We start from the raw sequence: 24,913 nt of genomic DNA on the forward strand, positions 1-24,913 counted from the left end.
ATCGAGCCGCAACGTTTTACGTGGGTGGCATCAACACCGAGTCGATCAGGTAGACGGTGGCGTTCGCCGTCTGCACTCCGCCACAGATCACCGAGGCGTCGGCGACCTTGATGTCGTCGCCCGACCGAGTCACGCTCACGGTGGCACCTTCGACGGTCTTGTGTTCGCCCGCGATCTGGCTCGGCGCCAGCCTTCCCGGCACCACGTGATAGGTGAGAATGGTTGTCAACTTCGCCGAATCGGTTCTGAGCGAATCGATCGTCGCCGCATCAATTTTCGCGAATGCAGCATCCACAGGCGCGAAGACGGTGAACTGACCGCCATTGAGCGTGTCGACCAGGTTGACCTGCGGATTGAGCTGACCGGATACCGCCGCGACCAGCGTCTTCAGCAGAGGGTTGTTCGATGCCGCGACAGCAACCGGCTCTTGCGCCATGCTGTCGACCGATCCAGGTCCGGTCGGCACCTGTTTCGCATAATCAGCGCAACCGGGCCCGACCAAATCCGCCGCCGCACTGTTCGATGCCGCCGAAGTAGGCGCGGCCGAGGTGGGCATCATTTTCGATGTAGTGGACGAGGAATCAGCGGTGTCGTCGGAGCATGCCGAGGCGCCGAGCAAGGCTGCCGCCAAGGCCAGGCCGGTCATTACCGAACATTGGATTTTCCTCATTGTTCCGTCGCTTTCGTCGATTCGACCTCACAAGGCGGTCTGTTTGTTGTGGCGGCTGGCATCGCCTACCGCGCCGCCAGCCGTGGCGAGGGTCCGGAAGGTCCGTGCTGCACCTGCCCCGCCATCACTGCGCTCTATCAGCAGCGCGACCATCTGAGTGTTGCACCATCTCGACTCGAATGCATCGCTTTTGCATCGAATAATCGGGATAGTGATCTTTGCCGGGCTCGCGGGGACGACGGTCACTGCCAGGTCATGGCACACCGTCAAGTCGGTGGCAACACAGATATCCGTCGCGTCCATGGTGAGCTCGGCGAACGGGGGTTGATCACTTCGAACAGCGGGAAACGACGTCAAGTACCCGGACTCCCGCGCTGCACGCCTTCACCATCGGCGCGGCCATGATGCGCGGCGGAGTCGTCGAGCTGATCCTAGGGGCCGCCGGCCGAGATGAGCGCTTAGCACTCTCGCGACCGTCCGCTTCGCCATGTGGTGCTCGAGCTTCAGCTGAACCATCGACGCGCCCGCCTCGTACTTGGCGATGATCTCGTCGACTTCGTCTGGCCCCAGTTGCTTTCTTCGGCCCTCCCGACGCTCGTGGCCTTGAACGCCGGTTCTAGCGCAAACAGTGTGACAGTGCCTGATGTTGGTCGATCCTGCTGCATACTGGATGATTTGGACCGCCATGTCGGTATCGGGTCGGAAATAGCAGTTTGGAGGGTATTTCGCGCCGGTTTGCTGGACGAGCAGTGTGTCCCAGGGGATTCGCGCCGATTCGGAGTTCGGTGGCTCGGGCGTCGAAGCGAGCACGGAAGTCGCGGTAATCGAAAAGTGTTTCGCCACCGGCGATTACGAGGCGAAGCTGCGGGTGATCGCGTCGCAGGAGGGCGAAGGCCTCGAGGAGGTCGATGCTGCCCTTGCGTGGTTCTATGCCGCCGAGGGCCAGGATGTAGCGGCCGAGTCGGCGCTGCCATGCGGTGCGGGCCGCGGTGGCGTCGGGATGGTTGTCGGCGGCAGTGGCGAAGCGGTCGTATTCGACGCCGTTGGGAATGACGGTTGGTCGTAGCCCCCAGCCGGCACGGACTTCGGCTGCGACCGCGGCGGATACGCAGATGTGGGCGTTGGGCTCGATGATCGCGCGTCCATGGCAGCGGGCCAGTGCGGGTGTGGTGAACGTGTCGAGGTGGTGAATGGTGCGGATGCGGTTGTCGACCGCGTTGGCGCTGATGCAGTCCTGGGCGTGCAAGATGTCGTAGGCGTCTGGGGTTAATGCGTGGCGTAAGGCGTCGATGGAGTGAATGATTCGTGTGCCAACGGGTTCGGCGTCGATGCTTGCGAACGGGACCACCCGCAGTTTTACCGACGGGTCGACCGGGCGGAAGAAGGCGCAGTCGCCGCCGCGGCCGAGTGTCCACACGGTGATATCGGCTCCGAGCCGGGTGAGGGCTTCGGCGAGATTGAGGGTGTGTACGACTCCGCCTCGGGTTTGGTGGAGTAGGTGAGCGGAGCGGGTTGCCATGAGCCGAAGTGTCCCGGGAACAGGTCACCTGGCCAGGGCCGGTCGCCGCGGTCGCGAGTGGACGGTCCGATTTTGCGACAGCCTGACATGAGGGAGTTCACTAGGAAGAAGGCGTGGGAAGACGTTCCCGATGCCGCGGTCGTCGCGGGCGATGTCGGCGAGAATTTTGATGAGATTGCACGCTCGGAGGAGCGCGGGGCGTTCTTGGGAAATTCTCGTCAGTGGGCCTGCTCAGCGCGGGGTTCGGGTACCTCGCTGTCCGAGTCGCCGAGGTTGGCGCGGGCTGTCGTGACGGTTGCGGCGGCAGCCGATCGAGCGTCTTCGACGGTGCGGCGGCCGAGTCCACAGGCGGTCGCCACGCCGTACCCTGTACGGCCCGACGCTTGCTCGAAAAGGGCCAGGGCACGGACGCTGCCGTCGACATCATCGGGGGAGACGACGCCGGCGATCAACTGCCAGTCCGGGGCCAACCGGCGCAAGGGGTGGTAGAAATTCGGTTCCAGGGGTGCCGGATCGGCGCCGTAGGCGCACGGGATATGCACCGCGGGCAACGGCGTTCCGCGTTTCCGCAGCAGCCGCGCGGTGCTATTGAGCAGGTTGACTGTCGGCAAGAGGGTGCGCGGAGTCAGCAGGTTCTTGTGCTGATAATCGCCGTAGCACAGGTGCAGGATCGTTGCCGCACCGATGTCATGGGTACGGTTGAGAAAGCTGGCCAGTTGCCGAGCCAGCATGGGAGCCAACGCCCACTGCGCACGCAGTTGCTCGGCTTTGACCATGCCGAGTGTCGCGATCGGCGACTCCACTTGCCACACGACGCGGTCGCCGTGCCGAACGGTCACTTCGGTCATCTCCTGCAACATCGCTTCGACGAATACGGGCAGATGCCGAAGCGCCGTGACAACCACACTGGAATGGCGAAGTGCCTGTCCCATGGGGAGGCCGAGTGAGACCGCCGCGCCCGCGAAGACGAACAAGGCGAGATCCAAAGGGTTGGGCTGGCTGATCTGAACTCTCGTACCGTCCAGCTCCGGATGGCTGCGCTGCAACGACTCGAACTCGGAAATGATTTCACCGATCCGTTCGACCCGCCCCATCGACACATGCCGCGGCTCGAGCCTGCGACCAGGCCGCACACGGTAGCAGGGCATGTCGCTGTAGTCGGCGAAATCTCCTGGGCGGACAACTTCGAAAGCGTCGTCGTGTTGTTCGCGGTCACGCAGGTAGCTGACTATCCAGTCCGAGTCCAGGTCGCGTGGCACGGCGGTCAGCCGCAATCCGTCACTGTGTTCTACGAACCACTGCATGACCTCGAGGTCGCTCGTCATCAGTTCCCGGGGCAGGCTCCCGACGAAATGGGCATATCGAGTCATGTTGGTTCCTATCGACCCACGATGGCGGGCAACCGCCGGGTACCTCTTGGTGACGCGAGCCGGTGGATGTGCTGCATGAACGCTGCACATTAAAAGTACGGACTGTTCTGTTTGTCACATTTTCCAGCGGCGGGAAGAGTGCGTTGCCGCCAAGGGAGTCGATCCTCGGCACCGCACCCAGGGCCGCAATTCAGCGAGCGGGTCGCCTCGGGACGGTCAAAGGCTCGCGCATCTTGCGAGGTCGGGTGGGAACGTACGCACCGGCAAGGACTGGCGGGCCGGGTGAGGGGGTGCCGGAACGCCGATCGCGGTGCTGCTCGTCCGATGTCACATTTGGTTGGCCAGCTCTGCGGCGGCCGCGATGGCGATGTCGATGGCTTGGGTCACGAGTGGCGATTGGGTGCGCTCGGCTGACCAGTGCAGGTAAATCTCGCGGGCGGGCGAAGGTCGCAGTTGGTGGATGCTGAGCCGGTCATCGGACCAAGCATCGGATCCGTGCAGGGCGAGCGCTGGCAGCACGGCCGAGCCTATGCCCGCCCGAACCATTGACAAGATGGTTTCGTGGCCCGCGGTTCGAAACACGATCTGTGGCCGCGCGCCGCCGTTGGCCAGTGCCCGCTCCAACCATGTTTGGTGATAGGTGGGCGGCCAGGCGACCATCGGAGCATCGTCGAGCAGTTTCACCGGTACCGCGCCATCGGGGAATGCGCCGGCACCTGCCACCAGGAGGTAGTGCTCGTCGAGCAGCTTGACGTACTCGACGTCGCCTTCGATCCGGCCGTCGTAGAACAGCAGGTCGAGATCTCCGATCTGCGGATTCTCCGGTTCCATCTCGGAAAGCCTGATGTCGCAACCGGGGTGCTGGTCAAGTAGTCGGCGCACGACGCCCGGCAGGATCAGGTTGGACACGCCCGGGAAAGTGCCGATGTCGATCCGGCCGTTACCCGCTCTGAAGCGATCGACGGCGTCGGCCAGCGCCTTCGCCTTTGTGAGTAGATCGCGCCCGTGGGCCAAGATCACCTCGCCAAGGGGAGTGATCCGTACCGGTCGAGGGCCGCCGGGTCGGTCGAAGACGGCACCACCGACGGCCTTCTCCAACGCGGCGATCTGCTGGCTCACCGACGATTGGGTGTAGCCGAGCCGACCCGCCGCCCGCCCGAACGTGCCTTCCTCGGCGATGGCGACCATGGTCCTCAGGTGGCGCAACTCGACATCGAACACAGTCCTAACATAGCGAATGCCGATTGATTCCATCAGTAATGATCGCTTTTCTTAATGCGTTGGCGATTCTAAGGTCATCAACATGACGATCTACGGCACACACCGCAGCAAAGAGATCCTCCAACTCAGCGGCACCGAACTGGCGATAGAGCGCAGCGGACCCGACGGCGCACCCGCGCTGCTGCTCATCGCTGGCGGCGGCCAGTCGATGGACTGGTGGACGCCCGAGTTTTGCGACCTGCTCGGCGCTGGTGAGCTGCAAGTAATTCGGTACGACCATCGCGACACCGGTCAATCGAGCACATCCCCGCCGGGTCGGCCCGACTACACGGGCGATGACCTCGCCGCCGATCCACTACGCCTTCTCGATGCCCTCGGCATCGAGAAGGCGCATCTGATAGGTATGTCGATGGGCGGCGGTATAGCGCAGAGCATCGCGGTGCGCACTCCCGAGCGGGTGCGGTCTCTCACCCTCGTCGAAACCAGCCCCGCAGGCGGCGACCATGGCTTTCTGCCGCCACCGACCCCTGCGGTGGCCGCAACCTGGGAGGAGCCCGAGCCGGAGATCGATTGGGCCGACGAGTCCGCGGTCATCGACTATCGAGTCGAGGTCGAGCGGCCTTTCGCCGGCCCGCTCGGGTTGGACGACGTACACGTGCGTGCCCTGGCAACGCTCGAGGTGCGCCGCAGCCGCAACGTGGCGTCGTCGATGGCGAACCACTTCATCGCCGCACCTGGGGCTTCGGTGGATCCGGCTGAGATTCGCGTGCCGACCCTCGTGCTGCATAGCGCTGACGACCCGATGTTCCCTCTCCCACACGGGGAGACGCTCGCGCGAATGATCCCGGGAGCCCGGCTCGTGCGCATGCAGGGAGTGGGTCATGAGATCCCGCCGCCTGCCGTGTGGGATGTGGTCATTCCGGAGCTGCACAGGCACCTAATGCACTCCTGACAACGAATTATGTTGCCGCAGGAACAAAGCCGCGGACCGTCCCCGCCGCACTGAGCTGCCAAATCTGGTCAGGTCGTCGCGGCGACTCACTAGGGAGCGATGCATGACAGAGTCGAAGCCGACCATCGAGCGACTGTCCAGCCCTCGCGGGGCACCACTGACCGCGCTCAGCTGGGCGGACCTACGGACGCGGGTCGCCGCGGCGGGCGACTTCCTGCTCGCAACTACCGACCAGGATGGACGGCCGCACGTGGTGCCGGTGCTGGCTATATGGCTCGAAGGAACGGTCTGTTTCGTCACCTCGCGACAGACCCGCAAGACCCGCAACCTCGCGCGGAATAACCACTGCGCGGTCACGGTGCCCGGTCATGATGTCGACCTGGTCCTCGAAGGCGCCGCCCATCTCATTCGGAACGCACTCCGACTGCAGAAAGTTGCGGACCTTTTTCCGGTCAAATATCCGTGGTGGCATCCGTTCGTCAGAGATGGCGAGTTCTACGATCCTGCCGATTCCGCCCTCAGCGATCCGCGACTTGTCTACGAAGTAGATTTGGCGCAGGTTTTCGCATTCGGTAAGGAGGAAGGGTTCAGCGCCACCCGCTGGCGCTTCTAGACGTTCCGACCGCACAGCGCAGTGTCACCGTGACGAACCCGCCTTCGCCCTGTCGCCACGGAGTGTCAAGGGGCAGAGTCTGGCTCGTGATCGGCGCATCGCAATCTGCGTCAGCGACGAGCGGCAACCATACAGCTTCGTAACTATCGAAGGAGATGCACGAATCTCTGCCGAACCAGACGAGATCAAACGCGTCGCCATGGGCATCGCCGACCGCTACTACCCCATCTCAGGCTCCACAGGAGATCGCTGAATCATTCGTACAGGAAGGTTTCACCGCAGTTCGGATCAGCATCACCAAGATCATCGCCCGATCCGGCCTGGGCTGACACCTTCCCGGCATCAACCCTGTAGTCCAGCGGTTTTCCTCAGCCCGGCCTCACCCGCGGTCTCGCTCGACCGGCGCAACCCCCGCTCAACCAAACCGGTGGTCTGGCAGCGGTTCCGAAAAATCTTCGCGGACAGCGATGAGTTCTCGAACGGTGCTCCGTCCTATCTGTTGAACGCGCTACCAACCCGGCGCGACCGACCAGAAGGACCAGAAATGACCACCGCGAACCCCTCCGCCACCTTCTCCGACGACGTCACCGACCGTCCCGGTAAGGTCCGCAACCGCGTCCTGTGGACCTTGCAGATCCTGCTCGGCCTGTTCTTCATCATCGCCTCGGGCGGGCCGAAGCTCGTTATGCCGAACACCTTGATGGACAACGCCCCCGAGAATCTGACCATCCCCTTCGGGCTGCTCATCTTCATCGGAGTTGTGGAGGTCGCGGGGGGTATCGGCCTGATGGTGCCACGACTCAGTGCCCTGGCCGCCGCGGGTCTGTCCGTTCTCACCGTGCTCGCCGCCGGAACGCAGGCTTTCATCGCCGACAAGCCCTTGATGGGGATCTTCCCGCTGGTGCTCGCCGCGATCTTCGCCTGGATCGCCTACGAGCGCCGCGCCAGCATCACCGATCTGCGTAACTCGCTCACGCGATGACAAATCCATAAGTACGACCGGCGATCGGTGGCCCAGCCACCGATCGCCGGTCGTGCGTGCTCGGATCGATCGCTCGTCGGGTTGGCGGCGATCGATCCAGCGGCCATCTGGTCCGCGGCACCCGAGTTCGGGCGCCGCGGACCAGATGGCCCTCGTCGCGTCCGGGTGTATAACGACTCACCGATCCTCCCGCGCGGTCTTGCACGCGGCGGCCTTCGCGGTCCTCACCATTCATCTATCGCCGGTTTCGGAACCTCGGTGGTGCTCTTCCACTTCCAGGGAAGCGGAACAGGTAGCTGGTAGCATCCCGACCGGACAGCTTTCGAGAGGGAGAGCGAGCATCCGATGCCAGAAGTGATCCGCGGCGTTGCCCTCAGGATCATGGTGCTGGCCGAGGGCGGCAACGAACCGACCGCACCGAGAATCCACCGCACGGCACCGACTACTCGGAAAAGCTCATTGGACGAAGAGCGTGATCGAGTCGTGCTGTGATCGGAAGAAGTCTCCGTGAGGCGTGCTTGGCTGTCCGCGACAAGTTGAAGACCGGCACCGTACCGGATATCGCTAAATTGCAGGCGCATCCACCCTCCGTTATCGCAGACGGTGTCCGGGCTGCAGAGCGTGCATCCAGCGGCGCCGACCAATCGATCGCTGGACGAATGAAACACTCTATAGCGGACACGGGTGCGTCCAAGGCGGCCAAGAATAACGATTTACAGACTGCGGCGGAGCGGAGTATGCAACAGCGCCGCTTGACAACCTGGCAAAAAATTGACGACTGGAATAAGTTTGTTTTCCGTGCACAATCGGACAACGGTGCCACTAATGCTTACAAGCTATCCAATAGTAGGGAAATGCTCCCCATCCTGCTCAGATGGCTACCGGCTCGACCTGGTGTGCTGGCGAAAAATGAAGTTGCGGCCTACCGAGTAGATGCGATGCTTGGATTCGGCCGGGTGCCGCCCACTGCGATCATCCACGGACCCGAGGGGCCCGGTTCGGTTCAGCAATGGGTGTTCTCAACCAAGGGCCTCCCCTACAATGAGTACCCAATTCTGCACCAGGAGCAGATGGCCATACTCGATTATATTATCGCAAATTCCGATCGAAGCCAGCTCAACTACCGCACGGATAGGGACGGCGGCATCGTTGCTATTGACCATCAGCTCTCCTTCCCTGAGAAACCGGGAAGTGATCACGGAATAGACTCCGATTTTGTCAAGGCGTTCGTTGCCGATCCGAGCAGGCGATTCAGCGACGAGGTGATGCGGAGCGTGAATGCCATCGACACAAATGAGCTACGGAAATCTCTGTTGGACGTCGGCCTGAGCCGGAAGGCCGTTCAAGGTGCGCTCGATAGGTTGAGCGAGATTCGCGCCCATGGCACGATCACCGGAGAAGCCTGGCCCGGCAAGATTTCTGGGACTCCTACATACTGGCCCGACCAGATGTCGCAGGCACAATCGCTAGACGATGAGTGGTGGCGTTGAACAGCAGCATGTCGTCGTAGTTACGCCTGCTTCCAGCGCGGTCGGCCTGGGTTGCGGCACAGCACATGGTCCACGATGGCTTCAGTAGACGATGCCCGGTTCATAGTCCGCACACTCATTGCGGGAGGGCGGTTTCCGGGTCTTTCCGGCGTCGATGTCGTGGGCTACCCGGTTGGCTCGAAGCGCACGGACAGGGCCTGCACCCCGGCCGGAGCTTTCCAGATGAGATCGACACCCTCGATCTCGCTTCCCGCACCGCACGCGGAATCGCCGAACAGGTAGGCCCGGTCGCTGGTGCCGTTCTCGAAACGCACTGTGGCATCCTGCAATTGGATACAGGCGTTGCTGTCCGGCGTTGTGATCGACAAGATATTTCCCGCCACAGTGACGTAGGAGGCCCGGCCGATGGCCGCCTGTGCGGTACCGGGCAGCAGCGCGAGCAGTGCGAGTGTCGCGATGCCCGCACCGCCGACCTTGCCGAATTCACTTGGCAATCCCATGATTTCCCTCTCTCGGCCGCCGCCTGGCCGACTACGCTGATCGATCCCACTTTGGCGTTTGTCAAATATGTTGGGAGACAACGTCCGTCAACAGTATGACCGCACCGCGGGATCCATGCTCCCAGAGTTCCTCGGAGTAGGCGAACTCCGACTCCGAGCGCTGCGCGGTTGAGCCGATCACCGGCGCGGACTCCGTCTTTGCCGGGAATCGTCGTGCGATGTCTGCGGCCTCTGACCACGCCGTTCATGCCCAAATCGCGCATGAGCCGGTCCACGGTGCAGAACGCTGCCTGATGCCCGTGGCGACGCAGATAGCGAGTGCGGCGTCCATACATTTGTTCTGGCTTGCCGTGCACTGCCCGCAACGCGTTCTCGAGGTAGGCCTCGGGTTGATGCTGCCGTCACTTTCGTCGAGTTGATGTGCGAGGCGCAGGTCGATCCGGGCACATTGATCAGAAGAGCAGATCTGACGGTCTTATTCGTTCCCTAGGCGGCTGAGCAGTCGAAACGAACGGTTGCCGGGCCGAAGCCCGGCAACCGTTGTATTCAGCTGTGGACTCTTCCGCGAAGAGCCGATTCGCCTATTGGCCGTGTTGGTGGGCGCGCTGACGCTGTTCGTCCACAGCGGCTTCGGCACGTTCCTTTTCGGCGGCAGCTTCCTTCTTCGCGGCTTCGCGCTGGGATTCCGCCTTGTCCTGCTGAGCCTTGCCTTCCTCCCGCAGGTCGTCGTTTCCGAAGACGGCTCCTACGGCCTCCTTGGCCCTTCCCTTGATACCTTCGACGGTGCCTTCGACGCCTTCGCGGGGACCGCTGTTGTGTTCGGGCACGATATCTACCTCCGGAGTATCGGTTGTCAGGTGGACGCTGACCGCATACCCGCGATCCATGGGCTCAATCCAGACGCTCGAGCTTCGGACGCGTTCGGGGTGACCAGAGGTTCGGCGCGGGGATAGCCCCGGGTTGCGCTTTTCCGGCGGCACTGCGCCGCACGTCGTGTCCTCGCGCGATCGGGGTCTATCGCTGTCAGAGCTACAAGATCGGCCGACCGCCGGTAACTGCCACACGCGCGCCGGAAATATAGCTGCCGTCATCGGAGGCGAGCAGGACGTAGGTCGCGGCGAGTTCGGCGGGCTGGCCCGCGCGCCCCAGTGGAACGTTGTCGCCGAAATTCGCTACCTTCTCCGGTGGCATCGTGGCGGGGATCAACGGTGTCCAGATCGGGCCGGGAGCCACGCTGTTGACCCGAATCCCTTTCTCGCCCAGCAGTTGTGCGAGACTGGCAGAGAGATTGGCGATGGCCGCCTTCGTCGCGGCGTACGGTGCGAGCGTGGGTGAGGGCATGTCCGAGTTCACCGAGGAGCTTCCGATGATCGATGAGCCGGCACTCATATGCGGCAGCGCCGCCTTCACGAGCTGGAAGTACGCCCCGACGTTGAGCCGAAAGGTGTAGTCGAATTCCTCGTCGCTGATCTCCTCCAGACTCTCGTGGGTCATCTGGTAGGCGGCGTTGCTGACCAGGACGTCGATGCGGCCGAATTCTTTGGCCGCTCTATCGATGACTTCACGGCAATGCGCCGGTTCGGACAGGTCACCCGCCACCAGCACAGCTTTGCGGCCCGCGTCCTCGACCAGGCTCGCGACCTGCTGGGCGTCCTCGTGTTCGTCCAGATATGAGATGAGTACATCGGCGCCTTCGCGGGCGAACGCGATCGCGACCGCTCGGCCGATCCCGCTGTCACCACCGGTGATGACAGTGGCCTTGCCGGTCAGTTTTCCGGAACCGCGGTAACTGTCCTCACCGCAATCCGGTGGCGGACGCATCAGCGCTTGCGTTCCGGGCACTTCTTGCTGTTGTTCGGGAAAACCCATGGTTTCTCCTTCAGTCGGGGTGTCGTGCCTCGGTTGGGCGGCCGATCCGGAATGGTCACGTTTCGATAACACGGCTGGCGGTCATTCGGCTACAACACAGAGCGTGTGCAGATCCGGGTCGGCTGGGTCGGGGATGTTCATCCCTGCTGCGTGACCGGTGGCCAGGTATTCGACGACTGTGTCGTTGATCAGTTCGCCGGGCACGATCACCGGAATGCCCGGCGGGTAGGGGGTGACCTGCTCGGCCGCTATGCGCCCGGGTGCCCGTTCCAGTGGCACCGACTCGACGGGGCCGAAGAAGGCGTCTCTCGGCAGCATCACGGTCTCGAGTTGCAGCTCCCGCGGTGACGGCAGCCGAATATGGGGAGGCTCGGGGTCGTCGAGCTGCGCGCGCCAGGCGCTGATTCCGTCCGTGAGGGCGCGGAGGGTGGTGTCGTCGTCAGCGGTCGAAAGCGTCGCGAGAATTCGCCGATGATCATTGAGTCCGACGTCGAGGTAGCGATGTTCCCGCAGCCAGTCGGCGGCGTCGTATCCTGTTGCGCCAGTGGCAGACACATCCATCAGGACTTGCATCCGGTCCAGATCGTGTGATGCCTCGACACCGAGCAGTTCCTGCTCCATGACCTCGATGCCGTCGATCTCGCCGAGGCTGGAGCGTGCTCGGTCGCTGCGGCGCAGTGCGTCCTCGAGTAGTTCGTATCCGTGCTGCACCATCTGCCGCCGCCAACCGTCGATCGCCGCGTAGAGCAGCACATTGGGGCTGGTCGTCATGAGCAGGTCCGCGCAGGCGCTCAGCCGGGCATAGTCGACGAGATCGCCCTGTACGTGGAACACCGAACCCTGTTCGAACCCAGCGCCCATCTTGTGCACGCTCACCACGCACACGTCGGCGCCGGCATCCATGGCCCAGGTGGGCAATTCGCTATGGAACGGTAGATGGGCACCCCATGCCTCATCGACGATCAGCGGCTTGCCACGCCGGTGGCATATCTCGGCGATCCCTGCGAGGTCGGTGCAGGTTCCATACGGACTTGGGCTGACGATGAGCGCGCCGGCTGCATCGGGATGCTGCTCCCAGCTCTCGCGGACCTGGTCCACCGACGGCGGATGGGAGAAATGCCGCTCGGCGTCCCAGCGCGGGGTTATCCAATGGGGTTGGACGCCGGAGAAGATCAAGCCAGCGACGATCGATTTGTGACTGTCGCGCCCGAGCAGCAGCCCACCTCGATCCCCGCCCGCCACCGCCATCATCGCGGCCTTCACCGACAATGAGCTGCCGCAGGTGGAGAAGAACGCCATCTCGGCGCCAACGGCATCGGCCATCAACTCCTCAGCGTCCTTCAGATACTTTCCGCGCGCAAGCCGGTCATCGAGCCCGCCGGAAGCCAACACATCGCAGCGGAGCGCATCGCCGAGCACCTCTCGAACCCGCTCGTCGGCACCTCGGCCCTGACGGTGACCCGGCGGGGTGAAGCCGTACCGGCCCAGTCGTCGATAGTCGGCGAGTGCATCGAGAATCGGTGCTTTCGAGTGATCCATCGTGTGGGGCGTACCCATCTTCGCACCGGATACGCGCTACCGGACATACCGAGCGATCCATACACGAAACCGGCCGCTGATCGCCGGAGCAGCCCCACAAGGTCTGCGTTTGCCGGATGTTTCCCCGATATAATCAGCGGGCGGGGGATGGCGTTGAAATGAGATCCGATGGGCCAACGTACGGTCGGAGTCGAGGAGGAGTTCCTCCTTGTCGACTTCGACGGTGTGCTTGTTGCTGGTGCGGATTCCATGCTCGGCTGGCTGCAAGAGAACCTCGAGCCAGTTCAGTCGGCAAGGTTCAAGCCTGAGCTCCAACGCGTTCAAATCGAGTCGGTCAGTCAGGTGCATACCGACATGGACACGCTCCGGACCGACTTGAGCGCGGCCCGGGAACGACTGGCACATGCGGGGCATGATGCGAAACTATTCGTGCTCCCGTTCGGCACCGCGCCCGTCTGCGGCGGTCATAACTGTGATGCCGCAGAAGACAGCCGATACGCACGCATCCACAATCGCTATCGTGAAATGACGCGCGCATATACAGCGTGTGGAACGCATGTGCATGTCGGCATCGATGGGATGGAGCTGGCCGTCGCGGTGGTGAACCACTTGCGCCCCTGGCTGCCGACCTTGATCGCGGTAGGGGCCAACTCGCCGTTCACCGACAGTCGTGACTCGGGCTACAGTTCGTGGCGCATCGCCGAGCAGGCTCGATTTCCTGGTGCGGGGTTTCCGCCGTTCATGCGCTCGGCGGACGAGTACGAGGCGCGCGTGGCGACGTTGGTGGACTGTGGTGTTCTTCTTGATGAGCGGATGTCCTTCTGGCTTGCTCGGCCTTCGGCTGTGTATCCCACTGTCGAGGTTCGTGCCTCCGATGTTGCTTTGACGGTCGATGATGCTGTTCTGCAGGCGGTGCTCACCCGAGCATTGGTGCAAACTGCTGTGCGCAAGTTGGCGGAAGGAGTCGAGGGCCCGCCGATCGATGAGCAGGTGGCTGCGGCGGCAGTATGGTCAGCGGCCCGCCATGGCCTCAGTGGTCCCGCGGTTGACCCGATTGGTGAGATTCAGGTTCCCGCAGTGCAAATGCTGGACGACCTGATCGTGTGGATCGTCGACGAGCTCGAAGAGGCGGGTGACATTGCTGTGCTGAAACGCTTGCTCGCCGTGATGGCGCAGCACGGAACGGGTGCGGTGCGACAGCGAGTTGTGGCGAGGACCGACATCAACGACCTCGTCGGATCGTTCAGATTGACAGCCGACGACGCCTGACTCGGACTGCCGCGCAAGGTCGCACGCTGGGTCCGAGCCGAAAGAACCGCAGTGTCAACGCGCAGCGTATGGCCAGTGCCCGCTTGCGCTGTTAATACCATCGCGTGGTGAACCCCCACGGATCGGAATCACGGGCATATATTTCGTCGAAATAGCCCTGCCGTCAGGCGTGTCTCGCTCATACGAAGAACGTTTCCGTAGCGCCGGTGAAGCGGGCGAGCAAGTGCGGCGGCAGGATTGGTTGGTCGGCGGGATCCTCCGACAGGGCGCTGATCTGACTGCGGAAGTGGGCAATCGCACGCGCCTTGGCGTTGATGACTGCCTCCGGCAGCATCAACATCCGCGCGCGAGTCACGCGGACCACGGGGTGAGCAGGGGTCGCCCAGTGCCACATCCACACCGGAAATTCGAGCAATCGGGTCGCGGTTCCGGCGCACGCCACGGCCGCGGCACGGCCGACGGCTTCGTGGTCGGGGTGACCGTCACGCCGCCAGGTCGTCGCACACCAGCCGCCGGTGCGCCCGCATGCGGCGAGGATTTCCGCGAGAGCATCGGTCACTGCGGCTTCGTGTGCCACTACGGCGCCGTCTCCGATTCGGAGCCGAATGGGTGGTTCGACACCCAGTTCGGCTGCCGCACGCCGAGATTCCTCGACACGTAGGTCGGCGAGTTCGGTCGGTGAGTAGGTGGGCGAACCGGGATGTGAGGCTTCTCCGTCGGTCACGGTGATCACCGTGACCGGCAGATCGCGCGAGCGCGCCAGCGCGATCAAGCCCCCGACGCCGAGTATCTCGTCGTCGGGATGCGCGGCGACGACGACCAAGTGTCGCCACCCGGCGAGGGACAGTTCGGGGCGACGATGCCGCCACGGCGCCCAGACGTCGTCAGGCGTACCGGGAACGGCGAGATCGATCATCGGCTCGGCAACCATGAGAACTCCTTTTCCGCGTAATCGCGGCCGAGATCGGCCAGGTCTCGCTCCGCGTGACTCTGGCGGAGATAGACGGTGAGGTCGGCGACACGCTGTGCGTGCTCGGCATCCGCGCACAGTGGACCGGCGCCGAGCGCGCGCCCGACACGGTCTATGGCAGTGGTGGCGGCGTCTTCGACCACCGCACGCACCGTCCTGGCGCGCAGCCGCGCCGTCGCCGACGCATCATAGGGGTCTTCGTCGATCCGGTGCGCGGCGTCGGTCAGGCCCAACCGGGCGGCATGCAGTCCGCTCAGCACCGCGCCCAGATGCGCTGAGGCGTGCTCGTCGGCCTTGCCCGCGGCGACATAGTCGTGCAGCATCCCGGCAATGGCGCAGGCGCTGCCGTACCAGCAGGCGGCTACTCCGATCGCGCCGTGCCAGAAGCCGGTACGCGTCAGGTAGGCATCGGGTTCGCCGATGGGTTCAGCCGGGGCTTCATCGAAATCTACTGCACCGGAGTCGGATTCCCGCATGCCGACGGCATGCCAGGTACCGGGCGCGGTGCGGACCGAGGGCTGTGCGAGGTCGAGGGCGAACAGCCTGCGTTCGTTCCCCACGCGGGCGGTGACGAGGGCATGGGTGCAGATGGTCGCTCCCGAACACCACAGCTTGCGACCCGTCACGGTCCAACCGCCGGGATCGAATCGCGCGTGCAGCACCGGCTTCGGCGGCTCGGCTGCCCATACTCCCCAGATCTGACCGCGGACCACGCCGTGGCCTCCGAGCTCGGCGAGTATCGCGTCCGCGTCGACGTGCGCTTCCGCCAGCCGTCCGACCACCGTGTTCTCGAAAGCCAATGCGGCCAGCATGCGCCAGCGTTCGACAGTTCGGCCCGATCCGGGATACGGCAGCTCGAGCCGACCCGAATCGGCCAGTTCGCGTATCGCATTCGGCACCCGGCCAGTGGAACGGCCGCGGACCTGTTCGGCAATGTCAGGCACTTCGGCTCTCCTTGCGATGGGGGTTCACCACCCGTTCGATGCGGCGTAGGTGGTCGGCGAATCCGTGCGGTGCGCGTCCGATGCGCCGGGCGGAGGTGGTGACGACGACGTCATCGGCCCACGTGACCCGCGCGCCAGCGGCGATCATGCGCGCCGCCATTTCGATATCCTCACCGGTGTGCAGGTGCCGAAAGCCACCGATCCGCCAGTATGTGTCGGCCCGGAAACCGAGATTCGCACCGTGCACGTGGCCGTGCGCTCTGGTCGTTCGGTATTGCTTCTCGTAGGCGCGCCGGGTGGCTGCCGCCTGATCGGCCCAGCTCCGCACACCGACGATCCCGGCGACGACATCGGTGCCGTTGCGCGCGTATCCGAGCTGCGCCCGCAGCCACGAGTCGTCGACCTCGGAGTCGGCGTCGGTGGTGGCGAACCAGGTCTCAGGCCCACAGGTCGCGCCTGTCTCGGCGAAACCCAGCGAACGGGCCGCGCCGACGTTGCGTTCGTCGATCTCCATTACCTCGACGTTCGAGGTCGGTACCCGCGCGGAGGCGTCGGTACACGCGTCCAGGACGAGCTGGATCCGAACCGGAACATCCACCCGCTCCGCCGCGCGTGCCAACGCGGTCAGGCAGGCGCGCAACAGCCGCTCTTCATCCCGGACCGGAACGACGACCAGAACTCGGGCGATCACGCCGGTATTCTCGTGTCGGTCGGTGCTCGAGAAAAGGCACCGTCGCATCTCGAGTTGCTCATGGTGCCCGGCTACCCCGCGACTCGGCGAGCAAACAGCCAGCGACGCAGGTAGTTCAGGATCTCCGACCGCCCTGGATACCGCGTGTACCGGTCGTGGTAGGGCGCGAAGGAGAACGAGTACAGGTGCGCGGTGAGCCGCTTCGAGGTATGCGATGAGCGCGACAGCGGCTGTCGCACCGGAGAATGCCGCGAGTCCGGCGGTACTGAACGACGCCTTACTGGATCGCGATTCCAACCCCGGCGTACAAGCCGGCAAGCTCACGGCGGCGATCAGCGGCAACCGAGATTTCCCTGTTTGACGTGCGGTTTGCGGGGAATGCGCTAACGCATGAAGGACGTACTCGAACGTGAAAGCAAATGGGCGGTCGACCGGGACTTCACTCTTCCAAGGCTCGACGACCTTGTCGCGAATAGCCACATCGAGGAGACGCCGGTCGAGCTGACCAGCACCTATTTCGACACCGCCGAACGAGACCTGCTCGCCCACGACCTGACGCTGCGTCGCCGTGAGGGAGACGACGAATCCGGCTGGCAGCTGAAGATCCCCCACTCGAGTGGTCGCGTCGAAGTGACCGCCCAGCTGTCGGACGAGCTGCCACACGAACTCGCCGAGGTCGTCAACGGCGCAGCGCTGGGCAGACCGTTGAGTGCGGCCGCCAGGGTTCATACATTGCGCCGCCGCCACCGCATCCTCGGTTCGGACGGCGAACTGATCGTCGAGATCGATGACGACACTGTGGACTCGACCGTAGCTGACCGGCCTGCGGAACTGGTCGCATGGCGGGAGATCGAGGTCGAACTCGGCCCGCACACCGACAAAGTCCCGGCGATATTGCGGCACCGGCTCGCCGAGGCCGGCGCACGCGAGTCGCGCTATCCCTCCAAGCTGTCTCATGTACTACCGGAGCGATCCGGACCGGCCGTCACCAACTCGCGGGCGGAACACGCCGTGCACGAATACATGGCCACGCAGATCGACCTGATCTTCGCCGGCGACGTCGGGCTACGCCGAGGCGAGGAACCGATCCACGACACCCGTGTCGCGACGCGGCGATTGCGCAGCACCCTACGTGTGTTCGGCAAGCTGCTGGCCCCCGGCGCCGTCAGCGAGATCGACAATGAGCTGAAATGGTTCGCAGCGCTGCTCGGCGACATACGCGATTGCCATGTCCAACGCCGACGCCTCGCCGATCAACTCAATTCCCTGCCGCCCGAACTCATCTTGGGTCCTGTCGCTGCTCGGATAGACGCGACGCTGCTGGCTCGGCAGGTGCCGAGCCGCAATGCTCTCGCTGAGGCCATGAACTCGCCCCGCTACCTGCGACTGCTCGCGAGCCTGCAGAAATGGAAATTACAGCCGCCGTTCGAGCGACGGATCCGGCGGCGCCAACTCGTGAAGCGGGCCCGCCGGGCCGCGGGCAAGGCCGACCGCCGGTTGGTGACCGCGTTACACAACCAGCGACACGAATCGCTGCACCGCGCGCGTAAAGCCGCCAAGCGTGCACGCTACGCCGCCGAATTACACAAACCCGTTCGAAAGCCCGCCCGCGCGAAGTCGAACATCAAGTACTACAAGAAGATTCAACGCTTACTAGGCGACTACAACGACAGCATCGTGTCGACCGAATTCCTGTGGCGAACCGCTACAGCAGCGGGCACGGCAGGAGACGAGAACGGTTTCACCTACGGCCTGCTGTACGCGAACGAGATGCGGGCCAGTGAAGGCGCGCGCCAGAGTGTCGCGGAAGTTGCCGCAGGCGAATAGGTACAGCCTCCTGCTGCACTGCCGCGGCTTCTCGACGGGATTATCCAACCGAACGAACGTAGTGAGGGATGATCCGCTCCTCGGTGTGTGCTGTCATCTGGGTTGGAGTGTTGCCCGTCATCGACGTAATTCGCGAACTTTCCGGAATTCTTGCCGACTGGTCGAACGACTCCCGACCCGCGGGGTCGCTGGGAAGGCGACCCGGCTGCTGGCCATTCACGGGTATTCGCAGGCAGACCCCATCGACCCATCCGATAACTAGGCATACGCTGAGATGCGGCCATTTCAATGTGGTCTACCCCACTCATACGGGTGTCATAGCTCGACCGACCCGGGTCGCATCAGTGCAGTGGCAGTCGAGCGAGCAAGGAGTGAGCATGGAAGGCGGAACAAGAATTGCGATAGGGGTGGGCATCGGGTACCTGCTGGGCCGCACGCACAAAATGCGCTTTGCGTTGATGATGGCCGGTGCCGCAATGTCCAGGCGGTCCTCGGGAGTGCCCGCGGAGCTGCTGAAGCAGGGGACTTCGTTGCTCAAATCGTCGCCGCAGCTGACCCAGCTCACCGATACCGTTCGCGGCGAGTTACTGGGCGCAGTCCGGTCGGCCGCGGTCACCGCCGCGGGCAACCGGATCGACGCGTTCAACGCCCGGTTGGAGCAGGGTTCGACACTCCTGGCAGACAAGGATGATCACGACGAGTCGCGAGAAACGGACCCCCACGAAGACGAGTACGACGACCAACCGACACAGGGTGACGAGCAAGCGTCGGCCGACGAGGACGAGGATCTCGAGGACGAAGACGATTCCGGACAAGGACACGGCGAGGACGACGAAGAGGACGAGGAGGAGGCCACCAGGCGACCCGCCGCGCGGACGCGGGCACGCCGGTCGGGGACCACCAGCGGGCGGAAAACCGGCTCCCGGGGCTCGGTCCGTAGGTCCGCGTCCGGGGATCGCAAACCAACTTCATCCGTCCGACGCCGTAGTCGGTCCGACACCGACGAAGCGCCCGTGCGACGCACGAGGAGATGAGGTCGATGGCGAAGGCTCGCGACACCACAACCGGCGCCAGCAAGGCGGCCACCGGCACTGCCCGCCGGGCCACCAAAGCCGCGACCCGGGCTGGGTCGACGGCCAAAAAAACAGCTCAACAGGCCACCCCGACGAGCCTCCTGCAGCAATCTGTGCAGAACCTCGCCGGAAACCTGGCCGACCGCGCGGTGTCCGGGCTGTCGGACCGGGTGTCGAAGACCGCCGGTCGGCTGAACGAGTATGCCGAAGGTAGCGGAGGAAACCTGCTGGCGGCGGTGACCGGTGCGGAGAAGCTGGCCGGGGGTGCCTCGCCGTTCCGAGCGGCCTTGAGCGGGGGTGTGAGCAAGCTCGGGCACTCGGTCCGCGAGAAGTTCGAGGCGGCCAAGGAGTCACTGACCGGCGGCAAGGGCAAAGGCGGTGGCAAGAAGCTGAAGCTGACCAATATCGTCGAACACATCGACGTGGGGGTTCCGGTCGATTTGGCCTACGACCAGTGGACCCAGTTCGCAGACTTTCCGAAGTTCATGAAGAAGGTCGAGCAGGTCGAACAGGTCGCCGACGAGAAGCTCAGCTGGACCGGCAAAGTGTTCTGGTCGAGACGGACCTGGGAATCCACGATCCTCGAGCAGGTGCCGTTCGAGCGAATCGTCTGGCATTCCAAGGGCGCCAAAGGCTACATCAACGGCGCGGTCACCTTCCACGAGATCACGCCGGGGCTCACCCGCATCCTCGTGGTGCTCGAGTACCACCCGCAGGGAGTGTTCGAGAAGACCGCCAATCTGTGGCGCGCGGCAGGTCGCCGGTGTCGCCTGGAACTCAAGCACTTCCAGCGGCAGATCATGACCGAGGCTGTGCTGCACAGCGACGACATCGTGGGCTGGCATGGCGAGATCCACGACAGCGAGGTCGTCAAAGACGACGAAACCGCACGGCGCGAGGAAGAAGAGAACGAAGAAGAGAACTTCGAAGACGACCGCGCGGACGACGAAACGTCCGAGGACGAAGAGCTGGACGAGGACGAAGAAGACGAGGGCGACGAGCAAAGGGCCGACGAGCGAGACTCGGGCGAGGAGGAGGAACGAGAGAAGCTGCCTCGCCGCCGTCCGGCCGCCCGCCGCAAGAGCCCAGTGCGCCGGTCGCGCGAGAGTGGAGGAGTAAGCAAATGACGATCGAACCCGCAGGAGGCGGTGGCGGTGGCGGAGCCGGCACGTTGGCGCGGCCGAACTCCTCCAGCCTGGCTGATGTGATAGACACGATTCTCGACAAAGGGCTGGTCATCGACGCGTTCGCGCGAGTGTCGCTGGTCGGCATCGAATTGGTGACCATCGACGCGCGTGTGGTGGTGGCCAGTGTCGACACCTATCTGCGTTTCGCCGAGGCGGTCAACCGGCTGGAGATCTCGAGCAGCGAACCGAAGGGCCTGACCGATATCGTCGGCGATGTCACCGAGGGCGCGTCGAAGCACAAGACGAAGGGTGTGCTCGAAGCGGCCGGCGAGAAGGTCACGGACTTTCTCGGCGACGTGCAGGACAAGCACCAGACAGCGCCCCGCTCGTCCAGACGCCGGGAGCAGTGATGGCTGCCGACGCAACCACCGTGTACGTCTACGGCATCGTGCCCGCCGACGTCGAGCCCGTACCGCACGCGACCGGTGTGGGCGATCCTCCCGGTGAGGTTTCCGTGGTGCGGCACGGCGAAATCGCCGCATTGATCAGCACGCTCGAGTCCGATCGGCCACTGGGCACACCCGAAGACCTCACCGCCCATGCCGAACTGCTGGACGGGTCGGCCACTGTCGTTCCGGTACTGCCGCTGCGGTTCGGTGCGGTCATGACCGACATGGAAGCGGTGGAGAACGAATTACTCGAAACAAACGAGGACGAATTCCGCGCCGCGCTCGAGGAACTCGAGGGCCGGGCGCAGTTCGTGATCAGAGGACGCTACGTCGAGGACACCATCCTGCGAGAACTGCTCGATGAGAACGCCGAGGCGGCCCGACTCCGCGAGGAGATTCGCGATAAACCGGAGGACGCCACCCGTAATGCCCGGATCGCGCTGGGCGAGCTGATCAATCAGTCCATCGAGGCCAAGCGAGCCGAGGATACCCGCACGACGGTTTCCGAACTCGAGAAGTTCGAGCCACTTGTCAACCAGCGCAAGCCCAGCCACGAGCAGGACGCCGTCCACATCGCGGTGCTGGTCGAGTTGGCCCGGCAAGCAGAGCTGGAGGAAACGTTGCGTCGGCTCACCGAGGACTGGGACGGCCGGGTAGAGCTGGACCTGCTCGGACCGATGGCGGCCTACGACTTCGTGACGAAACGAGCCCCCGAGGGGTGAGGTATGGGTCTGCTCTCATCGATATTGTCGTTGCCTCTCGCGCCGGTTCGCGGCGTGATGTGGCTGGGCGAACTGATCCAGGATCAGGTCGAGCAGCAGCTCAATGATCCCGCGGCGCTGCGGGCCGAGCTCGAGGAGATCGATCGCGCCGCTGCGGCGGGTCACTTGTCCGAAGAAGAGCAGAAGCAAGCGCAGCAGGCGGTTCTGAATCGCATGACCGGGGCTGCGGATGACATGACTGCGATCGATCGGAAGGAGTGACACGCGTGGCCCGCAAGACCACTTCCGATGATTCCGAGGACGTTCATTCGGCATCGGACGAACAGCCTCCCCTGACCGCGGCGCAAGCCGCCGCGGTGGTGATCGAACACCTCACGGCACTCACGTCGAAACACGTGCAAGGCGTCACGTGCATGGAACCGACGGAGGATGGCTGGTTGGTGGAGATCGAGGTACTCGAGGATCGCCGCATCCCATCGTCGGCGGACATCCTGGCGCTCTACGAGGCGGAGGTCGATCTCGACGGGAATCTGCTGGCCTACCGCAGAATCAAGCGCTACGGGCGTGGCAACACCGACGTCGGCGGAAGCGGGCGGCGATGACGGTGGTCGGAGGGGGATCTTCCGTCCCGCAGCCCTACGGAGGCGGGCATCAGTCCACGAACCTCGCCGACATCCTGGAGCGGGTCCTCGACAAGGGTTTGGTGATCGCGGGCGACATCCAGGTGAACCTGCTCGATATCGAACTGCTCACGATCAAGCTGCGCCTGGTGATCGCGTCCCTGGAGACGGCCAAGTCGGTGGGCATCGACTGGTGGGAGACCGACCCCTGGCTCAATAGCAAGGCCCGCACGCTGGAACGTCAGGATAAGGATCTCGAACTCGAGAACCGGGAACTTCGGGACCGGCTCGCCCGACTGGAGGCGGCGAACGAAGAACGTCAACTCATCGAGCGCGGCCGCGAGCCGAAGGAAGAACGATCGTGACCGGTGGTCTCGGGGTCTGGTTGTACGCGGTGACGTCCAGCCGTGTGGGGGAACCGCGAGAGCTGACCGGGGTCGCGGGCGAGCCGGTGCGGACGGTGGTCTCGGACGATCTGACGGCGGTCGTAGGGTCGGTGCCGCTAGAGGTTTTCGGGGAGCAACCACTACGCGGGCACTTGGAGGATCTCGACTGGTTGGAGTCGACAGCCCGGGCGCACGACGCCGTGGTGTCGGCATTGGTGCGCCGAGCTCCGACCGTCCCGCTACGATTGGCCACGGTCTTCAGCGACGACAACCGGGTGCGCGAGCTGCTCGACGAGCGGCAAGCGGACTTCGGTGCGGCCCTGGCCCTGGTGAGCGGCCGCACCGAGTGGGGGGTAAAGGCCTACGGCGATCGTGCTGCCCTGACCGCTGCTGTGGCCGAGGCTCGGGCCGCGGACCCAGGCAGTGGTACGGGGGCAGGGGCCGCGTATCTGGCCCGGCGTCGTGCGGAACTGTCCGCGCAGGAGAGCGTGGAACGCGACGCGGCAGAGCGCGCCGAGGAGGTCCACACGCGCTTGGTCCACCATGCCGCGGCAGGACGACGTCAGGCGCTGACCGATCCAGCATTGAGTGCCCGCCGGGATTGGATGGTGCTCAACGGGACATACCTCGTGGACGACGATCGCGCCGACGACTTTGCCGCGACCGTCACGATGTTAGGCACCGAATTCCCTGGCATCCGGCTCGAACTCACCGGCCCGTGGCCGCCGTATTCGTTTGCAGGCGTGGAACGAGAGCCGGCATGAGCCAGGTCGACCACAGTGTCGACGATGGGCGCCGCGTCGCGCTGGTCGATCTGCTGGATCGGGTACTGGCCGGTGGGGTGGTGATTTCCGGCGATGTCAAGCTCGCCATCGCGGACGTCGACCTGGTTCAAGTCTCGTTGCGAGCCCTCATCTCCTCGATCAGCACTCTGTCGGCGCCGGATGGGTCCGCGATGCACGATGTGCTGGAACCGCCCGGCGATGACTGAATTCGGCGGCATCCCACCGCGTATCGACACCGAACCAGAATCCGTCGAGCGCGGGCTGGTCACCCTCGTCCTCACGCTGGTAGAGCTACTGCGGCAACTGATGGAGCGGCAAGCGCTACGCCGCGTCGACGCAGGCGACCTCACCGACACCCAGATCGAACGCATCGGCACCACCCTGATGCTGCTCGAACAACGCATGGACGAATTACGCGAACACTTCGGCCTGACCCCAGAAGACCTCAACATCGACCTCGGCCCCCTTGGCACCCTGCTCCCGCGTGACCCGACCGAACGCTGACGCCAGTGAGCACCATGATCAACGGCACAACGCTGCAGTTTCACACAGAGCCTTCCGGCACGTACCGTTGATCATGAATCTAGGGCCTGCGGCCACATACCCTGAACAGGGTTGATCGGCGCAACCATCGGACTGGTCCGGCCAATGACCCGACCCCGAACAGGAGTCAAACCTAGAGTCGCCATCTGCACGTTCCGCAACCCCGCCCACAAGCAGCCGCGTGCCTCGTGGACGCCAGGGACAACGATCTACGCGGCGTGGACGTCGGGGATGTGCATCAGGGGAGATGCATCAGCTGTCGAGCAAGGCCGAACAGACGGCTGCCGAGCTTGATGACGGGAAGCCCCAGCGGAATCAGGAGGATCGTCGCGCACAGCACCGCACCGAGGATCCACACCACGGCCGCGAGCAACCCGACTACCGTGCCGAGCACGGCCGTCACGATCCCCAACACCAATTTGAGTAGGCCTTGTATCGCTCGCATGACGACCTTTCTGTTTTCCATTCTGCGCTCTTTTCACTCGATGCGTTCCTGCAAACCACCTCGTTGGCGCGTGGAAAGCCGCCGGAGTTCGGCGAAATCTTGTGGCACAGAAGGTCAAGAGCGTCGGGTCTACCTGGACGCCCTCGGCGTTGTAGAGCGCGGTGTAGCGAATAAGGAAGGTTCGCCGGAGTCGGTTATGGGAACGCCACCGAGTGGAACACACACCCGAGGAGGTGTGGGGTGGGACAGAACGAACGCGAAGCGCCGCCGTTCGAAGCCGACGAGATGATCAACTCACCGGCCGATACGGGATAGCCCGTCGTGGGCTCGTAAACAA

Annotated in this window: 30 protein-coding genes and 1 pseudogene; 18 read left to right on the forward strand and 13 right to left on the reverse strand. The window is 64.0% G+C overall.

Features of this window, described 5'->3' with window-relative positions; genetic code table 11:
- Positions 1-16: 16 nt before the first annotated feature.
- From ACLMAJ_RS19160 to ACLMAJ_RS19180, 5 genes and pseudogenes are all read right to left on the reverse strand, one after another.
- Positions 17-646 (reverse strand): fasciclin domain-containing protein, encoded by a 630-nt coding sequence (locus ACLMAJ_RS19160; RefSeq protein ID WP_412015104.1) that lies wholly within the window; start codon positions 644-646, stop codon positions 17-19.
- 51 nt (positions 647-697) lie between these two features.
- A complete protein-coding gene (locus ACLMAJ_RS19165) occupies positions 698-973 on the reverse strand; it encodes a hypothetical protein (protein ID WP_412015105.1) in 276 nt (91 codons plus the stop codon).
- 451 nt (positions 974-1,424) lie between these two features.
- Positions 1,425-2,212: pseudogene (locus tag ACLMAJ_RS19170) on the reverse strand (MSMEG_0565 family glycosyltransferase); the annotation flags it as partial.
- Positions 2,213-2,407: 195 nt separating this feature from the next.
- Positions 2,408-3,559, reverse strand: coding sequence for a hypothetical protein (locus tag ACLMAJ_RS19175; RefSeq protein ID WP_412015106.1), 1,152 nt, complete (start codon positions 3,557-3,559; stop codon positions 2,408-2,410).
- A 327-nt stretch (positions 3,560-3,886) separates the two neighbouring features.
- Positions 3,887-4,780, reverse strand: a complete 894-nt coding sequence (locus tag ACLMAJ_RS19180; protein WP_412015107.1) for a LysR family transcriptional regulator — start codon at positions 4,778-4,780, stop codon at positions 3,887-3,889.
- A gap of 82 nt (positions 4,781-4,862) precedes the next feature.
- Between ACLMAJ_RS19180 and ACLMAJ_RS19185 the strand changes: the two genes are divergently transcribed.
- The 5 genes from ACLMAJ_RS19185 (at position 4,863) to ACLMAJ_RS19210 (ending at position 8,817) form a co-directional block, all read left to right on the forward strand.
- Positions 4,863-5,732 carry an alpha/beta fold hydrolase gene (locus ACLMAJ_RS19185; RefSeq protein WP_412015108.1) on the forward strand — a complete coding sequence of 290 codons (870 nt, stop codon included), beginning with the start codon at positions 4,863-4,865 and terminating at the stop codon, positions 5,730-5,732.
- Between the two features lie 103 nt (positions 5,733-5,835).
- Positions 5,836-6,345 (forward strand): pyridoxamine 5'-phosphate oxidase family protein, encoded by a 510-nt coding sequence (locus ACLMAJ_RS19190; RefSeq protein WP_412015109.1) that lies wholly within the window; start codon positions 5,836-5,838, stop codon positions 6,343-6,345.
- 544 nt (positions 6,346-6,889) lie between these two features.
- A complete protein-coding gene (locus tag ACLMAJ_RS19200) occupies positions 6,890-7,327 on the forward strand; it encodes a DoxX family protein (RefSeq protein ID WP_412015110.1) in 438 nt (145 codons plus the stop codon).
- 345 nt (positions 7,328-7,672) lie between these two features.
- Positions 7,673-7,819 (forward strand): hypothetical protein, encoded by a 147-nt coding sequence (locus tag ACLMAJ_RS19205; RefSeq protein WP_412015111.1) that lies wholly within the window; start codon positions 7,673-7,675, stop codon positions 7,817-7,819.
- Positions 7,820-7,845: 26 nt separating this feature from the next.
- Entirely contained in the window at positions 7,846-8,817 is a 972-nt protein-coding gene (locus tag ACLMAJ_RS19210; protein ID WP_412015112.1) for a hypothetical protein, read from the forward strand.
- Positions 8,818-8,981: 164 nt separating this feature from the next.
- On the opposite strand, the gene ACLMAJ_RS19215 is transcribed toward ACLMAJ_RS19210, so the two are convergent.
- The 4 genes from ACLMAJ_RS19215 to ACLMAJ_RS19230 form a co-directional block, all read right to left on the reverse strand.
- Positions 8,982-9,317 carry a hypothetical protein gene (locus ACLMAJ_RS19215; RefSeq protein WP_412015113.1) on the reverse strand — a complete coding sequence of 112 codons (336 nt, stop codon included), beginning with the start codon at positions 9,315-9,317 and terminating at the stop codon, positions 8,982-8,984.
- Positions 9,318-9,898: 581 nt separating this feature from the next.
- Entirely contained in the window at positions 9,899-10,144 is a 246-nt protein-coding gene (gene mbp1, locus ACLMAJ_RS19220; protein WP_412015394.1) for a microaggregate-binding protein 1, read from the reverse strand.
- A gap of 202 nt (positions 10,145-10,346) precedes the next feature.
- Positions 10,347-11,186 (reverse strand): SDR family oxidoreductase, encoded by an 840-nt coding sequence (locus ACLMAJ_RS19225; RefSeq protein ID WP_412015114.1) that lies wholly within the window; start codon positions 11,184-11,186, stop codon positions 10,347-10,349.
- Positions 11,187-11,267: 81 nt separating this feature from the next.
- Positions 11,268-12,725: an aminotransferase class I/II-fold pyridoxal phosphate-dependent enzyme gene (locus ACLMAJ_RS19230; protein WP_412015115.1), complete on the reverse strand. Its 1,458-nt coding sequence runs from the start codon at positions 12,723-12,725 to the stop codon at positions 11,268-11,270.
- A 168-nt stretch (positions 12,726-12,893) separates the two neighbouring features.
- On the opposite strand from ACLMAJ_RS19230, the gene ACLMAJ_RS19235 reads away from it, so the two are divergent.
- A complete protein-coding gene (locus ACLMAJ_RS19235) occupies positions 12,894-13,994 on the forward strand; it encodes a carboxylate-amine ligase (protein WP_412015116.1) in 1,101 nt (366 codons plus the stop codon).
- A 178-nt stretch (positions 13,995-14,172) separates the two neighbouring features.
- On the opposite strand, the gene ACLMAJ_RS19240 is transcribed toward ACLMAJ_RS19235, so the two are convergent.
- Genes ACLMAJ_RS19240 through ACLMAJ_RS19250 form a run of 3 tightly spaced genes read right to left on the reverse strand, consistent with a single transcriptional unit; the run spans position 14,173 to position 16,599 of the window.
- Positions 14,173-14,925 carry a PIG-L deacetylase family protein gene (locus tag ACLMAJ_RS19240; RefSeq protein WP_412015117.1) on the reverse strand — a complete coding sequence of 251 codons (753 nt, stop codon included), beginning with the start codon at positions 14,923-14,925 and terminating at the stop codon, positions 14,173-14,175.
- Positions 14,907-15,863 (reverse strand): acyl-CoA dehydrogenase family protein, encoded by a 957-nt coding sequence (locus ACLMAJ_RS19245; protein ID WP_412015395.1) that lies wholly within the window; start codon positions 15,861-15,863, stop codon positions 14,907-14,909. The genes ACLMAJ_RS19240 and ACLMAJ_RS19245 overlap by 19 nt, the downstream gene beginning before the upstream one ends.
- A 37-nt stretch (positions 15,864-15,900) precedes the next feature.
- Positions 15,901-16,599 (reverse strand): glycosyltransferase family 2 protein, encoded by a 699-nt coding sequence (locus tag ACLMAJ_RS19250; RefSeq protein WP_412015118.1) that lies wholly within the window; start codon positions 16,597-16,599, stop codon positions 15,901-15,903.
- A gap of 214 nt (positions 16,600-16,813) precedes the next feature.
- On the opposite strand from ACLMAJ_RS19250, the gene ACLMAJ_RS19255 reads away from it, so the two are divergent.
- From ACLMAJ_RS19255 to ACLMAJ_RS19310, 12 genes are all read left to right on the forward strand, one after another.
- Positions 16,814-16,960: a hypothetical protein gene (locus ACLMAJ_RS19255; protein WP_412015119.1), complete on the forward strand. Its 147-nt coding sequence runs from the start codon at positions 16,814-16,816 to the stop codon at positions 16,958-16,960.
- 29 nt (positions 16,961-16,989) lie between these two features.
- Positions 16,990-18,426, forward strand: a complete 1,437-nt coding sequence (locus ACLMAJ_RS19260) for a CYTH and CHAD domain-containing protein (protein WP_412015120.1) — start codon at positions 16,990-16,992, stop codon at positions 18,424-18,426.
- 377 nt (positions 18,427-18,803) lie between these two features.
- Entirely contained in the window at positions 18,804-19,460 is a 657-nt protein-coding gene (locus ACLMAJ_RS19265) for a hypothetical protein (protein WP_412015121.1), read from the forward strand.
- A gap of 5 nt (positions 19,461-19,465) precedes the next feature.
- On the forward strand, positions 19,466-20,626 hold the full coding sequence (locus ACLMAJ_RS19270; protein WP_412015122.1) for an SRPBCC family protein: 1,161 nt from the start codon (positions 19,466-19,468) through the stop codon (positions 20,624-20,626).
- Positions 20,623-21,036, forward strand: coding sequence for a gas vesicle protein GvpJ (gene gvpJ, locus ACLMAJ_RS19275; RefSeq protein WP_412015123.1), 414 nt, complete (start codon positions 20,623-20,625; stop codon positions 21,034-21,036). Before ACLMAJ_RS19270 ends, gvpJ begins: the two co-directional genes overlap by 4 nt.
- Positions 21,036-21,797 (forward strand): GvpL/GvpF family gas vesicle protein, encoded by a 762-nt coding sequence (locus ACLMAJ_RS19280; RefSeq protein ID WP_412015124.1) that lies wholly within the window; start codon positions 21,036-21,038, stop codon positions 21,795-21,797. The genes gvpJ and ACLMAJ_RS19280 overlap by 1 nt, the downstream gene beginning before the upstream one ends.
- A gap of 3 nt (positions 21,798-21,800) precedes the next feature.
- Positions 21,801-22,058 carry a gas vesicle protein GvpG gene (locus ACLMAJ_RS19285; protein WP_412015125.1) on the forward strand — a complete coding sequence of 86 codons (258 nt, stop codon included), beginning with the start codon at positions 21,801-21,803 and terminating at the stop codon, positions 22,056-22,058.
- A gap of 5 nt (positions 22,059-22,063) precedes the next feature.
- On the forward strand, positions 22,064-22,399 hold the full coding sequence (locus ACLMAJ_RS19290) for a gas vesicle protein GvpO (protein WP_412015126.1): 336 nt from the start codon (positions 22,064-22,066) through the stop codon (positions 22,397-22,399).
- Complete coding sequence (locus tag ACLMAJ_RS19295; RefSeq protein ID WP_412015127.1) at positions 22,396-22,782, forward strand: gas vesicle protein; 387 nt, start codon at positions 22,396-22,398, stop codon at positions 22,780-22,782. The genes ACLMAJ_RS19290 and ACLMAJ_RS19295 overlap by 4 nt, the downstream gene beginning before the upstream one ends.
- Positions 22,779-23,567, forward strand: coding sequence for a GvpL/GvpF family gas vesicle protein (locus ACLMAJ_RS19300; protein ID WP_412015128.1), 789 nt, complete (start codon positions 22,779-22,781; stop codon positions 23,565-23,567). The genes ACLMAJ_RS19295 and ACLMAJ_RS19300 overlap by 4 nt, the downstream gene beginning before the upstream one ends.
- Complete coding sequence (locus ACLMAJ_RS19305; protein WP_412015129.1) at positions 23,564-23,794, forward strand: gas vesicle protein; 231 nt, start codon at positions 23,564-23,566, stop codon at positions 23,792-23,794. The genes ACLMAJ_RS19300 and ACLMAJ_RS19305 overlap by 4 nt, the downstream gene beginning before the upstream one ends.
- On the forward strand, positions 23,787-24,092 hold the full coding sequence (locus ACLMAJ_RS19310; protein WP_412015130.1) for a gas vesicle protein K: 306 nt from the start codon (positions 23,787-23,789) through the stop codon (positions 24,090-24,092). The genes ACLMAJ_RS19305 and ACLMAJ_RS19310 overlap by 8 nt, the downstream gene beginning before the upstream one ends.
- 277 nt (positions 24,093-24,369) lie before the next feature.
- Here the strand turns inward: ACLMAJ_RS19310 and ACLMAJ_RS19315 are convergent, their stop codons facing one another.
- Entirely contained in the window at positions 24,370-24,576 is a 207-nt protein-coding gene (locus tag ACLMAJ_RS19315) for a hypothetical protein (RefSeq protein WP_412015396.1), read from the reverse strand.
- Between the last annotated feature and the right edge of the window lie 337 nt (positions 24,577-24,913).

The organism is Nocardia arseniciresistens (assembly GCF_046764875.1).
GTDB lineage: Bacteria > Actinomycetota > Actinomycetes > Mycobacteriales > Mycobacteriaceae > Nocardia > Nocardia arseniciresistens.

What these genes read in the sequence shown, in the direction of transcription:
- ACLMAJ_RS19160 (WP_412015104.1), bottom strand. Translation starts at nt 646, where the DNA reads ATGACCGGCCTGGCCTTGGCGGCAGCCTTGCTCGGCGCCTCGGCATGC.
- ACLMAJ_RS19165 (WP_412015105.1), bottom strand. Translation starts at nt 973, where the DNA reads ATGGACGCGACGGATATCTGTGTTGCCACCGACTTGACGGTGTGCCAT.
- ACLMAJ_RS19175 (WP_412015106.1), bottom strand. Translation starts at nt 3,559, where the DNA reads ATGACTCGATATGCCCATTTCGTCGGGAGCCTGCCCCGGGAACTGATG.
- ACLMAJ_RS19185 (WP_412015108.1), top strand. Translation starts at nt 4,863, where the DNA reads ATGACGATCTACGGCACACACCGCAGCAAAGAGATCCTCCAACTCAGC.
- ACLMAJ_RS19190 (WP_412015109.1), top strand. Translation starts at nt 5,836, where the DNA reads ATGACAGAGTCGAAGCCGACCATCGAGCGACTGTCCAGCCCTCGCGGG.
- ACLMAJ_RS19200 (WP_412015110.1), top strand. Translation starts at nt 6,890, where the DNA reads ATGACCACCGCGAACCCCTCCGCCACCTTCTCCGACGACGTCACCGAC.
- ACLMAJ_RS19205 (WP_412015111.1), top strand. Translation starts at nt 7,673, where the DNA reads ATGCCAGAAGTGATCCGCGGCGTTGCCCTCAGGATCATGGTGCTGGCC.
- ACLMAJ_RS19215 (WP_412015113.1), bottom strand. Translation starts at nt 9,317, where the DNA reads ATGGGATTGCCAAGTGAATTCGGCAAGGTCGGCGGTGCGGGCATCGCG.
- ACLMAJ_RS19225 (WP_412015114.1), bottom strand. Translation starts at nt 11,186, where the DNA reads ATGGGTTTTCCCGAACAACAGCAAGAAGTGCCCGGAACGCAAGCGCTG.
- ACLMAJ_RS19230 (WP_412015115.1), bottom strand. Translation starts at nt 12,725, where the DNA reads ATGGATCACTCGAAAGCACCGATTCTCGATGCACTCGCCGACTATCGA.
- ACLMAJ_RS19235 (WP_412015116.1), top strand. Translation starts at nt 12,894, where the DNA reads ATGGGCCAACGTACGGTCGGAGTCGAGGAGGAGTTCCTCCTTGTCGAC.
- ACLMAJ_RS19240 (WP_412015117.1), bottom strand. Translation starts at nt 14,925, where the DNA reads ATGGTTGCCGAGCCGATGATCGATCTCGCCGTTCCCGGTACGCCTGAC.
- ACLMAJ_RS19255 (WP_412015119.1), top strand. Translation starts at nt 16,814, where the DNA reads ATGAGCGCGACAGCGGCTGTCGCACCGGAGAATGCCGCGAGTCCGGCG.
- ACLMAJ_RS19260 (WP_412015120.1), top strand. Translation starts at nt 16,990, where the DNA reads ATGAAGGACGTACTCGAACGTGAAAGCAAATGGGCGGTCGACCGGGAC.
- ACLMAJ_RS19265 (WP_412015121.1), top strand. Translation starts at nt 18,804, where the DNA reads ATGGAAGGCGGAACAAGAATTGCGATAGGGGTGGGCATCGGGTACCTG.
- ACLMAJ_RS19270 (WP_412015122.1), top strand. Translation starts at nt 19,466, where the DNA reads ATGGCGAAGGCTCGCGACACCACAACCGGCGCCAGCAAGGCGGCCACC.
- gvpJ (WP_412015123.1), top strand. Translation starts at nt 20,623, where the DNA reads ATGACGATCGAACCCGCAGGAGGCGGTGGCGGTGGCGGAGCCGGCACG.
- ACLMAJ_RS19280 (WP_412015124.1), top strand. Translation starts at nt 21,036, where the DNA reads ATGGCTGCCGACGCAACCACCGTGTACGTCTACGGCATCGTGCCCGCC.
- ACLMAJ_RS19285 (WP_412015125.1), top strand. Translation starts at nt 21,801, where the DNA reads ATGGGTCTGCTCTCATCGATATTGTCGTTGCCTCTCGCGCCGGTTCGC.
- ACLMAJ_RS19295 (WP_412015127.1), top strand. Translation starts at nt 22,396, where the DNA reads ATGACGGTGGTCGGAGGGGGATCTTCCGTCCCGCAGCCCTACGGAGGC.
- ACLMAJ_RS19305 (WP_412015129.1), top strand. Translation starts at nt 23,564, where the DNA reads ATGAGCCAGGTCGACCACAGTGTCGACGATGGGCGCCGCGTCGCGCTG.
- ACLMAJ_RS19310 (WP_412015130.1), top strand. Translation starts at nt 23,787, where the DNA reads ATGACTGAATTCGGCGGCATCCCACCGCGTATCGACACCGAACCAGAA.
- ACLMAJ_RS19315 (WP_412015396.1), bottom strand. Translation starts at nt 24,576, where the DNA reads ATGCGAGCGATACAAGGCCTACTCAAATTGGTGTTGGGGATCGTGACG.